11 protein-coding genes are annotated in these 11712 nt (G+C 69.7%); 1 reads left to right on the top strand and 10 read right to left on the bottom strand.

Annotation, left to right across the window (positions count from 1 at the left end; genetic code table 11):
• Window positions 1-5: 5 nt before the first annotated feature.
• Both AC1Z3O_RS30240 and AC1Z3O_RS30235 read right to left on the bottom strand, forming a co-directional pair.
• Entirely contained in the window at window positions 6-935 is a 930-nt protein-coding gene (locus AC1Z3O_RS30240; protein WP_483522083.1) for a tripartite tricarboxylate transporter substrate binding protein, read from the bottom strand.
• Window positions 936-1101: 166 nt separating this feature from the next.
• Window positions 1102-2415 carry an MFS family transporter gene (locus AC1Z3O_RS30235; protein ID WP_483520274.1) on the bottom strand — a complete coding sequence of 438 codons (1314 nt, stop codon included), beginning with the start codon at window positions 2413-2415 and terminating at the stop codon, window positions 1102-1104.
• Between the two features lie 186 nt (window positions 2416-2601).
• Between AC1Z3O_RS30235 and AC1Z3O_RS30230 the strand changes: the two genes are divergently transcribed.
• Entirely contained in the window at window positions 2602-3000 is a 399-nt protein-coding gene (locus AC1Z3O_RS30230) for a DUF488 domain-containing protein (RefSeq protein ID WP_483520273.1), read from the top strand.
• Between the two features lie 55 nt (window positions 3001-3055).
• On the opposite strand, the gene AC1Z3O_RS30225 is transcribed toward AC1Z3O_RS30230, so the two are convergent.
• From AC1Z3O_RS30225 to AC1Z3O_RS30190, 8 genes are all read right to left on the bottom strand, one after another.
• On the bottom strand, window positions 3056-3892 hold the full coding sequence (locus AC1Z3O_RS30225; RefSeq protein ID WP_483520272.1) for a carbon-nitrogen hydrolase family protein: 837 nt from the start codon (window positions 3890-3892) through the stop codon (window positions 3056-3058).
• Window positions 3889-4779, bottom strand: coding sequence for a serine hydrolase (locus AC1Z3O_RS30220; protein WP_483520270.1), 891 nt, complete (start codon window positions 4777-4779; stop codon window positions 3889-3891). The genes AC1Z3O_RS30225 and AC1Z3O_RS30220 overlap by 4 nt, the downstream gene beginning before the upstream one ends.
• A 9-nt stretch (window positions 4780-4788) precedes the next feature.
• On the bottom strand, window positions 4789-6249 hold the full coding sequence (locus AC1Z3O_RS30215; protein WP_483520268.1) for a gluconate:proton symporter: 1461 nt from the start codon (window positions 6247-6249) through the stop codon (window positions 4789-4791).
• Window positions 6250-6373: 124 nt separating this feature from the next.
• A complete protein-coding gene (locus AC1Z3O_RS30210) occupies window positions 6374-7348 on the bottom strand; it encodes a Bug family tripartite tricarboxylate transporter substrate binding protein (RefSeq protein ID WP_483520266.1) in 975 nt (324 codons plus the stop codon).
• Between the two features lie 84 nt (window positions 7349-7432).
• Window positions 7433-8866, bottom strand: coding sequence for an N-acyl-D-amino-acid deacylase family protein (locus AC1Z3O_RS30205; protein WP_483520264.1), 1434 nt, complete (start codon window positions 8864-8866; stop codon window positions 7433-7435).
• A gap of 67 nt (window positions 8867-8933) precedes the next feature.
• A complete protein-coding gene (locus AC1Z3O_RS30200; RefSeq protein ID WP_483520262.1) occupies window positions 8934-9308 on the bottom strand; it encodes a RidA family protein in 375 nt (124 codons plus the stop codon).
• Between the two features lie 41 nt (window positions 9309-9349).
• A complete protein-coding gene (locus AC1Z3O_RS30195; RefSeq protein WP_483520260.1) occupies window positions 9350-10603 on the bottom strand; it encodes a D-amino acid dehydrogenase in 1254 nt (417 codons plus the stop codon).
• A 138-nt stretch (window positions 10604-10741) separates the two neighbouring features.
• Window positions 10742-11677 (bottom strand): LysR family transcriptional regulator, encoded by a 936-nt coding sequence (locus AC1Z3O_RS30190; RefSeq protein ID WP_483520258.1) that lies wholly within the window; start codon window positions 11675-11677, stop codon window positions 10742-10744.
• Window positions 11678-11712 lie beyond the last annotated feature (35 nt).

Here is an 11712-nt window from a genome sequence, read left to right as displayed (position 1 = left end):
CCGGCTCAGTCGACCGAAGCGCCCGAGCGGCGCACCACCGGCCCCCACTTGCGGATCTCGCTCGAAACGAAGCGGCCGGTTTCCTCCGGGCTCATCGGCATCGGCTCGGAGCCGCGCTCGACGATGAAACTCTTCAGGTCGGGGCTTTGCAGCGCCTTGACGGTCTCCGCGTTGAGCTGGGAGATGATGGCGGGCGGCACGCCCTTGGGGGCCATCAGCACGGCCCAGCCCAGCGCCTCGAAATCGGGCCAGCCCTGCTCACGCACCGTGGGCACGCTGGCCAGCTGCGGCACGCGCCGCGTGACCGTCACCGCCAGCGGCACGGCCTTCTTCGACTGGATCAGCGGCAGCGCAGCCGTGACGGAATCCACCATCAGCGGAATCTGGTTGCCCAGGAAATCGGATTGCGCCGGGCCGCTGCCTTTGTAGGGGATGTGGACCATGAAGATGCCGGCCTGCGCCTTCAGCAGCTCGGCCGACAGGTGCTGGGTGCCGCCGATGCCGGCGCTGGCATAGCTGTACTTGCCCGGCGCGGCCTTGGCCTTGGCCACCAGGTCACGCAGCGAGGTGATGCCGGACGCCGGCGTGGCCAGGAAGACCAGCGGCACCGAGAACACGCCCGAGACCGGCGCGAAATCCTGCTGCGCGTCATAGTTGAGCTTCTTGTACAGCGTCTGGTTGATCGCCATCGCGCTGCCGGCCATCACCAGCGTGTAGCCGTCCGGCGCCGCGTGTGCCGCCAGTTCCATGCCCAGGTTGCTGCCCGCGCCGGCGCGGTTGTCCACCACCACGGATTGGCCCAGTTGCTTGCCCAGCCGTTCGGCGAGCGCACGCGCGAAGATGTCGGTGGCCTGCCCCGGCGGGAAGGGCACGATCAGCTTGATGGGATGGTCGGGGTAGGCGGCGTGGGCCCGCGCTGCGGCGATCAGCAGCATGGCTCCGCACGCGCGTGCGGCGATGTTCAATGCGGTCTCCTCGGGGATATCTTGTGTCGCCGCACGACCGGCGGCGCTGCCGTGCAGCGTGGCTGCCGACCACAGCATTGTATTGGAATGCATGCAATGCTGCAGCCTGCCGCCTCAAGGTCGGCTCAATGTCGGCTCATTGCTCGTGGTGCAGATAGGCGGCCTGGCGCGGCAGGCGCAGCGCGACCAGGAAGGCGACCACCATCATCGCGGTCACGTACCAGAAGAACGAGGTTTCGCGGCCGACAGACTTCAGCCCCAGCGCGACGTATTCGGCCGAACCGCCGAAGATCGCATTGGCGATCGCGTAGGCCAGTCCGACCCCCAGCGCGCGCACCTCGGCCGGGAACATCTCGGCCTTCACGATGCCGCTGATCGAGGTGTAGAAGCTGACGATGGCCAGCGCCACGCTGATCACCGCGAAGGCCATGAGAGGGCTGTGCACATGCTGCAGCAGCGTCAGGATGGGCACGGTGAAGATGGCGCCCAGCGCGCCGAACAGCAGCATGTTGTTGCGCCGGCCGATGCGGTCGGACAGCGAGCCGAATAGCGGCTGCATGCACATGTAGAGGAACAGGCAGCCGGTCATTACGTAGCTGGCGGTCTTGATCGACATGCCGGCCGTGTTGACCAGGTACTTCTGCATGTAGGTGGTGAAGGTGTAGAAGATCAGTGAGCCGCCGGCGGTGAATCCCAGCACGGTGAAGAAAGCCGCCTTGTGGTCATGGAACAGGCCGGTGAGCGTGCCGGCCTCACGGCTTTCGCGCGTCGCTGCCGTGGTGGTCTCGTGCAGCGTCCTGCGCAGGTAGACGGCGACCACCGCAGTAATCGCGCCGATCACGAAGGGAATGCGCCAGCCCCAGTCCTTGAGTTCCTGCTCGTCCAGGAACTGCTGCAGGATCACCACCACCAGCACCGCCAGCAACTGGCCGCCGATCAGCGTCACATACTGGAAGGAGGAAAAGAAGCCGCGCTGGCCGCGCAGCGCCACCTCGCTCATATAGGTGGCGGTGGTGCCGTATTCGCCGCCGACCGACAGTCCCTGGATCAGCCGCGCCAGCAACAGCAGCGCGGGCGCCCACACGCCGATGCTGGCATAGGTGGGCAGGCTGGCGATCAGCAGGGAGCCGCCACACATCATCGTCACCGAGATCACCATCGAGATCTTGCGACCGTGCCGGTCGGCAATGCGGCCGAACAGCCAGCCGCCGATGGGACGCATCAGGAAGCCGGCGGCGAACACGCCCGCTGTATTGAGCAGCTGCGCGGTCGGATTGGCCTTGGGAAAGAATGCGTGCGCGAAATAGATCGCGCAGAAGGCGTAGACGTAGAAGTCGAACCACTCGACCAGATTGCCGGACGAGGCCGCGACGATGGCGAAGACACGCTTGCGCTTCTCCTCTGCCGTATAGTGCGGAGAAGTGCTGGTCTGGCCGTTCGCGATGGTCATGGTGTTGCGCTGCAATGTCCTGCCGCGGCACGCCACGGCGAGAGACCTGTTGACGCGGGTTCCAGTCGATTATAGGCGCCGCGCAAGGGGACGGCGGAAGCAAAACGTTCGTGGCACGGCATAATCCCGCTGCGGCACGGCAAGCGGACCGCAGCGCATCATTCAGCCGATGGAGGGAAGAAGAATATGGGAATCCGCATCGTTCGCCTGGGCACACCACGCGCGCCTGACGAGGGCCTGCGCATCGGCACGGTCCGCCGGCCGCCGCGCGGCGTGCCCAAGGCCGAGTTCGCATCGCAGGACTGGTATGACGTCTGGTTCCCGAACCTGGCGCCCAGCGCCGAACTCATGAAGCAGGCGCTGGAGGCCCAGCGCAACCACGACGAGAAAGGCTGGGCCGGCTTCGTCAGGCAGTTCCGCGCCGAGATGGCGCAGCCCGGCGCCGTGCACGATCTCGACCTGCTTGCAGCCCTGTCGCACACCACCAATGTCGCGGTGGGCTGCTATTGCGAAGACGAAGCGCACTGCCACCGCTCCGTGCTGCGCGTGCTGCTCGCGGGGCGTGGGGCGGCGCTGGTCGACTGAGGGTCGACGAAGTGTCGAGCGAGCGGCCGGCGCGTTTGTGCGCGGCCCCGATCGCTCAGCCGGCCGCCTGCATGCCGCCGAAATACAGGTCGGTGCGGCGATGCTCCCAGGCCGGCAGCGCGGCGCGCAGGCCGGCCACTCTCGCCGGGTCGAGCTCAGCGGTGATGTAGCCGCAGGTGTCGGGCATGCAGGCCAGCACCGTGCCCCAGGGATCGATGATCATGCTGCGCCCCAGGCAGGGCAGGCTCGGTCCTGGCCCGCCGACCTGCGCGGCGGCGATCACGTAGCACTGGTTCTCGATGGCGCGGGCGCGCAGCAGCGGCTCCCAGTGGTCGCGGCCGGTATGGACGTTGAAGGCGGCCGGCACCACCAGCACGTCGGCGCCGCGTGCGCGCAAGCTGCGGTAGAGCTCGCCGAAGCGCAGGTCGTAGCAGATGCTCAGGCCGAGCGTGAGGCCGGCGGCGGCCACGGTCTGCAGGCTGTCCCCCGGCGCGAAGTCGGCCGACTCGCGATAGGGCAGACCGTCCACCATGGCGTCGTAGAGATGCACCTTGCGATAGCGCGCGGCGATGCTGCCGTCGGGCGCGAAGGTGAGGCCGGTGTTGCCCAGCCGCTCTTCGCCCGGCAGGCGCTCGTGCATCGAGCCGAGATGGATCCAGCAGCCGGTGCGCCTTGCCAGAGCGGCGATGCGCTCGGAGACCAGGCCCGGCACGGTGCTGGCCGCTGACTGCAGCACGCCGGTTTCGCCACGCACATCGCTGTACTCGGGCGTGACGATCAGCTTGGCGCCGTCCTCGGCGGCGGCGAGGATCCAGTGCTCCAGCGACGCCAGATTGGCGTCGCGATCCTGCCGGCTGTCGATCTGGATGGCGGCTACCTTGATCCGCATCATTTCCCTCCGTTTCTCTCTCTGTCGTCCTGAGGCGCGGCAAGTGCCAGCGCCACGATGCGCGCCACCTGGGCCAGCAACTGCGCGCCTTCCCCGCCTTGCAGCGTCTGCGCGGTGCGCTCGTCGGTGAAGCCGTCGGCCAGCACCGCCATCACCACGCTGCGCTCGCCCACGGTCAGGATGCCGGCGTCGTGGCGCAGGCCGGGCAGCTGCCCGGTCTTGTTGGCCAGCATGGCCTGGGCCGGCAGCGTGGCGCCGAAGTGGGCGCGCTCGCGCTGGTCGGCCAGCAGGTCCAGCGCGAAGGCGCGCAATGCCTGCGGCAGCGTGCCGTCGCGCAGCAGCCAGCACAGCGCGGCGGCCGCGTCGCCGGCGCTGGTGAAGTTGTCCAGGCCGGCCGCGCGTGCGGCGGCGTCCATCATGCGCCGCTGCAGGCGCGTCTGCGCCAGGCCGGCGCGCTCGCTCCAGCCGTTCACGGCGTCGCAGCCGAGCAGGCAGATCAGCGCATTGGTGGCGAGGTTGTCGCTCAGCACGATCATCAGCCGCGCCAGCTCGGCCAGCGTCAGGCTGCCGACGCTCGGCAGCTGGCTGAGGATGCCGGTGCCGCCCACGCGTTCGAGCCCGTCCAGCGACACGCTCTGCTCCAGCCGCAGGCGGCCCTGCGCCACCTGTTCCAGCATGGCGAGCAGGATGGGCACTTTGATGATGCTGGCCGATGGCTGCACTCTTGCGGCCTCGCGCTCGAGCACCACCGTGCCGTCGAGCAGGCGCAGGCTCAGCGCCACGCGCGCCGGGGTGGCGGCCAGCAGCGGCGCGAGTCCGCTTTCTACGCGAGCGTGCAGCGCGGCCGTGTCGGACATCTGCGTGCCGAGCGGGAAGAAGGTGGGGATCATGGTGCCTCCTCAGACCAGCAGGAAGAACAGCCCGGAGAACAGGCACAGGTTCACGATGATCACCGCCCAGCCGTTGTAGAGCATGTACTTCAGCTGGGTGGAGCGGGCCAGGCCCATCTGGCCGAACATGTCGGAGGTGGGGAAGGGGCCGAACCAGTCAATCTGCGAGCTGCCCAGGATCACCGCCGTGGTGGCGGCGGGACCGACGCCGGCGGCCGCCAGCAGCGGGCCGAAGATCTTGGCGGTGAAGGTCATCTGCGCCACTGCCGCACCCGGGATGTGGCCGATCACGTTGAACCACAGGATGATCACGCACAGCATGGCGCCGCCGATGCCCGCCAGGTGCGGGCTGGCGAGGTCGAGCAGCGCGTGGTAGGCGTTGAGCTTGTCCACCAGCACCAGCACCGGGTTGAACAGCCAGAACAGGAAGAAGATCCAGATCAGCTTGCCCGCGCCCGCATACATCGCCTGCAGGATGGCGCGCGGGCTCATGCCGCCGGCCAGGCCGGTGGTGGTGGCCAGCGACACCATGACGATGATGGCGAAGGCGAAGCCGGCCTTGGCGACCACGCCGGCGGCGGCCAGCCCGACGATGGTCAGGCAGAAGGCCCAGGCGGCGCGCACCGCCTGGCGCGGCGGCGTGGCGGACAGGTCGAAGGCGGCCGGGTTGCCGCCGGCGGCTTCCTCGTACTGGTGCTCGGCCTCGGTCATCTTCTGGATGCGGCCCGACATGAACCAGCCGCTGGCCAGCGTCGCCGCGGCCATCGGGATGCCCGCCACCATCAGGTACTCCGGATAGCTCAGGCCGGTCAGCCCCAGCACCGTCACCACATTGGGCGTGAACGGTCCCAGCACCAGGCCGGCCGAGCCGGCGGTCTGGAACAGCGCGGCCACCGCGGGCGGCGACAGGCGCACCGCGGCCGCGATCGGGATCACCACCGCGGCGATGATGGCGTTGCCGCCCGCCAGCGTGCCCAGCGCGCCGCAGATCAGCGTGGAGGTCACCATGATGCCCAGGCGCACGCGCACCTGGTTGGACAGGCCGATGCGGCGCACGATGGCGCGCACCAGCTGCTCGGCGGCGCCGGTGCGCGAGGCCACCTCGCCCACGCCCGCGCCCAGCACGATGATCAGGCCCACCACGGCGATGAAGGAGCCCAGCGAGTCCGCCAGCAGCTTGCCCATGCCGACCGGCGTGGTGCCCGTCATGATGGCGCCGAGCACGATGGCGGCGATGGTGGACAGCACAATATCGACGCCCAGCAGCGCGATGACCGCGAACACCAGCACGGGTGTCAGGCCCCAAAGGCTGGTTTCTCCCGGCATGGCGAGATGCGCGTAGAGGGCGATCGCCAGTCCCAGCAGGAACACGGCGATCGCCGCATTGCGCCTGCCGGGTTGCAGTCCGGGGGAGGCGGCTTGGGGGGAGGCCGCCTGGGGGGCGGCAGCCTTGCTTGCTACTGAGGTCATGTGACGGCTCCTACTTGCTTATTTTTTGTCTGGCCGCGTCCGATCACAGCGGATCGCGTCTTCTCGTCGGCCGCGCCGGCTCCTTCCCGCCGGCCGCGGCGACGCACGCTTGTGCCGCTTGTACCTATTGCGGCGCGATGCCCGCCTTGCGGATCACCGTGCCCCAGCGCTCGTATTCCTGGCGGATCTGGCGCGCGAAGGCGTCGGGGCCGGTGGCGACCGGGAAGGCTCCGGCATCGACCAGGCGCTGGCGCGTGGACGGGTCGCTGAGCGCCGCATTGAAGGCATCGGCCAGCCGGGTCCGCACCTCGGCGGGCAGTTTGGCCGGTGCCACCACGCCGTACCAGGCGCTGACGTCGTAATCCTTGTAGCCCTGCTCGGCGAAGGTCGGCACATCGGGCAGCTTGTCGTTGCGCTGCGTGCCGGTGATGGCGAGCGCGCGCAGCTTGCCGGCCTTGATGAAGGGCAGCGAGGATGGGAAGTTGTCGAAGATGACCTTGACGTTGCCGCCGATGGCGTCGTTGAGCGCGGGCGCCGAGCCCTTGTAGGGCACGCTGATCATGCTGGCCTCGCTGAGCTGCAGGAACCAGGCCATGCCGAGGTCATTGATGCCGCCCGCGCCCGCATTGGCATAGCTTTCCTTGCCAGGGTGCTGCTTCACGTAGCCGACGAAGTCCTTCAGCGTGTGCGCCGGGAAGCCGGGATGGACGCTGAGGATATTGGGGCTGCTGACCAGGTTGATCACCGGCGTGAAGTCCTTGACCGGATCGTAGGGCGGCTTGGCCAGCAGGTGCGGCGCGGTGCCGTGGGTGCTGACGGTGGCCAGGCCGAGCATATAGCCGTCGGGCTTGGCGCGCGCCACCGTGGTCATGCCGATGGTGCCGGCCGCGCCCACGCGGTTGTCGACCACGATCTGCTGGCCGAGGATCTCCGAAGCCTTGCTGGCGACGATGCGGCCGACCACATCGGTGGGGCCGCCGGCGGAAAACGGGATCACCAGCGTGATCGGCCGCTCGGGATAGGCGGCATGCGCCAGCGTGGCGGCGCCCAGCGCCAGTGCGCCGAGTGCGGGCGTGAGCAGGAAGCGTCTGCGGTTCATTTCGGGTCTCCTCGCATATTCTGTGGATTGGTGTTTTCGGGCGTGGCGTGCGTGCGGTCCGCGCCGCGCACGCCTGGCGCCGCGTCAGTGGCGCAGGAACTGCCCGGCCGCCGCCCCGGTGGCGCCGTCCGGCCCCCAGACCTGCAGTCCGTTCACATAGACCGCATCGATGCCAGCGGACGGCTCGCACGGTTGCGCGTAGTCGGCGCGGTCGATCACGCGCTCGGGGTCGAACAGCACCAGGTCCGCCGCATAGCCGGCCTGCAGCACGCCGCGGCCGGGCAGTCCGAACACCGCGGCGGGCAAGGACGTCATGCGGCGCACGGCGTCCTCCAGCGTCAGCAGCCCCAGTTCGCGCGCATAGTGGCCAAGCACGCGCGGGAAGCTGCCCCACAGGCGCGGATGCGGATACGGGCCGGGGATGCCATCGGAGCCGATCATGGTGCGCGGGTGCGCCAGCACGCGGCGCAGGTCGCCTTCGTCCATCTGGAAGTAGATGGCGGTGGCCGGGCCGAGCCGCGCCGCGGCGTCTTCCAGCGAGACGCCCCAGTCGGCGGCGATGGCCGACAGGTCGCGCCGCGCCTGCTCGGGATGCGGCTGCGAACTGGTGACGATGATGCGGTCCGCCTCGCCGACGAACTCGGGCAGCAGCACGGTGGAGCTGGCCGTGTAGGGATAGACGTCGAGCGCCACGTCCTGCGTGGCCAGCGCCTTGTCGATCAGGCCGAGCGTCACCGTGGTCTTGCCGAAGTTGCGCCGGCCGATGCATTTATGGTGCGAGATCACCACGGGGAGGGCCGCCTCGCGCCCGATCTCCAGCGTCTCGCCCACGGCCTCGATGACCTGGTCGCGCTCGCTGCGCATATGGGTGGTGTAGATCGCGCCGGGGTGGCGCGCGGTCACGCGTGCCAGCGCCACCACCTCGGCGGTGGGCGCGGCGCGGCTTGCCGGGTAGCTGAGGCCCGTGCTCAGGCCCAGGCCGCCATCGCGCAGCGCCTGGTCCAGCGCCGCGGCCATCGCGTCGATTTCCTCGGCCGTGGCGGCGCGCGCGGTGTCGTCCATGGCGCCCGCGCGCAGCGTGCTGTGGCCTACCAGCAGGCCCACGTTGACACTGGGCGGCGCGGCTTCCAGCGCGCGCCGGTAGTCCGCCACGGTGGGGAAGCGATAGTCGGCGGCCTCGCCCAGCAGCATCAGCGGCTGGGGCAGGCCGTGGCGCGGCACCAGCGGCGCGATGCTGATGCCGCAGTTGCCCGCGATCACGCTGGTCACGCCCTGGCTGGTCTTGGCGGGCATCGCCGGCGTGCCCAGCAACGCGCTGTCGTCGTGCGTGTGCACGTCGATGAAGCCTGGTGCCAGCACACGGCCGCCGGCGTCGACCGTGCGCGCGGCCTGCCAGCCGGCGCAGTCGCCCAGCGCGGCAATGCGTCCGTCGGCGACGGCCAGGGCGCCGGCGCGGCGTGCGGCGCCGGTGCCGTCGATCAGCATGGCATTGGTGAACAGCAGGTCGCAGGATGGCATGGGATCAGCTTTCCGGATGGGGCGCCCGCGCAGGCGCCGAAGGTCGTGCGTGAGGAAGCGCCCGCGGTCAGCCGAGGGCGGCGTAGGCCAGGATCTCCACCAGCATCTCGGGCCGGCCGAAGCCCACCGTCACGATGGCGGCCCGGTTGGGATACGGCGCCGGGATCATCTCCGCGTAGACGCGGTTGAAGACTGCGAGGTCGGCGCGGTCGGTGACGTAGACGATGACCTGGGTCAGGTCGGCAAGGGTACCACCCGCCGCTTCCAGGGTTTGCTGCAGGTTGCGCAGCGTCTGGCGCGCCTGCGCTTCCATGCCGCCTTCCACCACCGTGCCATCGGCGCCGACGGGGATCTGCGTGGTGAACAGGATGCCGTTGCCCAGCACGGCCCATTCGACGGGGGCGGGAGAGCGCGGCAGTGCGGTATCGATGATCTTTTTCATGGGACTCGCTTGGGTCGGTTTGCAGCCAAGGGATTGGGGGTTCAACGCGACAGGGCGAAGGCCGACAGGTCCAGCGCCGCCGGTCGCCCGGCCATGGCATCGGCCAGCAGGGCGGCGCTGCCGCAGGCCAGGGTGAAGCCCAGCGCGCCGTGCCCGGTGTTCAGCCATAGGTTGTCGTAGGGTGTGGCACCGATCAGGGGCTTGCTGTCGGGCGTGGCCGGGCGGCCGCCGCACCAGGTGGTGGCGGCCTCGAAATCCGCACCGTCCGGAAAGGTCTCGCGCGCCTGCTGCTTGAGCAGGGCGATGCGGCGCTGGTCGGCGCGCGGGCGGCGGCCGACCAGGTCGACCATGCCGGCAACACGCAACTGCTCGCCCAGGCGGGCATAGACCACCTTGTAGTGCAGGTCGGTCACGCTGATGGCCGGTGGGTGGTGGCGGCCTGACATGACCGGTGCGGTCAGGCTGTAGCCGGTCAGTGGATAGAGGGGCAGGCGCAGGCCCAGCGGCGCCAGCAGCGCCGCGCTCTGCATGCCGGCGGCGACCACGAAGGCGTCGGCCTCGATGTCGCCGGCGCTGGTGCTAAGCGCGACTACGCGACGCCCTTCGCAGCGCAGGCCGGCCACGCGCACGCCGTAGAGGAAGCGCGCGCCGAAGCGGCGCGTGGCCGCCGCTGCCAGCTCGACGGTGAAGGCGTGGCAGTCGCCGGCCTCCTCGCTGGGCGTGTGGATGCCGCCGGCCAGCTTGCCTTGCAGGGCGGCCAGCGCGGGCTCGAGCGCCACGCAGGCGGCACCGTCCAGCGCTTGCTGCTGGCTGCCCAGCCTGGCCTGGTACTCCAGTTGACGGCGCGCGCCGGCGAAGGCCGCCGGGTCACGGTAGACGACCAGCTTGCCGTTGCGCTGGTAGTCGAAGCGCAAGGCCTCGCGCTCGACCAGAGCGTGCACCTGGATGCGGCTGAGCTGGCCCAGGCCGAGCAACTGCGCGGTGACGGCCCGCGCCACGCTGGCGCGGCAGGCGCGCAGGAATTCCAGGCACCAGGACCATTGCCGCCAGTCCAGGCGTGGCACGAAGCGCAGCGGCGAATTGCTGTCGAGCAGCCAGCCGGGCAGCTTGGGCAGCACGGCAGGGTCGGCCAGCGGCGCGACGTAGCTATAGCTGAGCTGGGCGCCGTTGGCGAGGCTGGTTTCCTGCGCCAGCCCGTCGCGCGCCTCGAGCACGGTGACGGTATGCCCCTCGCGCGCCAGATAGTAGGCGCTGGCGACACCAATCACACCGCCGCCCAGTACGCACACCCGCATGTCCTGTTCTCCTGCCTCGAAAATAGCCTTGCCGCCGGCCGCTGCGGCGGCTGCACCCGCACTGCGGGCAAGACAAGAGTGTTGACGAGACAGCGGCGCGGTTCAAATGACGATTAGCGCATGCCCTATAACCTCAGGTTATGTAGTCTGGTCGATCGCCGGCAAGTCAGCTGGGATCGGAGGCGCCGCATCGAACTGCGTCCTGAGCACTTCAAGCAGGGTGTCCAGCGCATGCGACGAGGCGGCGCCGTCCGGGTAGATGGCGGCCACGCCCACCGACAAGGGCGGCGCCAGCGGGCGGATCAGCAGTTCCCCGCCGCTGGCGCGCAGCGCGAACTGGGCGGAGAACTGGTCGACCAGGGTATAGCCGACGCCGCACTCCGCCAGCGCCGCCGCCACGTAGTAGGTGCGCGCCTCGATCATCGGTGTGCGCTCTTCCAGGCCGAGATCGCGGCCGGCCTGGGCGATCAGGCCACCGAGCGGGTCGCTGTTGCCGATGCCGATCCAGTGCTGGTCATCGAGCGCAGCCAGCTGCACCGGCCCCTGTGCCGGCGCAGTTGCCGGCGGGCCCAGATAGACCACCGCCGCGCGCCCCAGCTCGCTGGACGCGACACCGGGCCGCGCCGGTGGGTCGAACACCACGGCGATATCCAGTTCGCGCGATAGCACCAGGGCCAGCAACTCGTCGCTGTGGCGCGTCTGGATCTCAAGCGAGACGCCCGGGCACCGCTGCCTGAAATCGCGTACCGCCTGCGGGATCAGGCTCAGGCCGAGGCTGGGCAGGCAACCGATGCGCAGGTGGCCTTCGGGATGCCGCTTGAGGTTGCGCGCGAGCCGCCGCACGTTCTCCAGGTTGGCGAACAGGTGGGCCGTCTCCGCATGCAGCAGCTCCGCCTCGCGCGTCGGCAGCAGGCGGCCATGAGCACGCGTGAACAGCTTGAAGCCGAGATCGCGCTCGGCGTGGGCCAGCACCTTGCTTGCGGCCGGCTGGGAGATGAAGAGCAGTTCGGCGGCACGGCTCAGCGAGCCGGTCCGCATCACGGCGTGGAAGATTTCGAGGTGGCGCAGGCGCATGGAACAGCAGGGGAGCGATGACCTGCGCCGCAGTG

Source organism: Cupriavidus sp. 09_S30, assembly GCF_056930435.1.
Note: the sequence above shows the minus strand (reverse complement) of the source record. Positions and strands in the feature narration are given on the sequence as shown.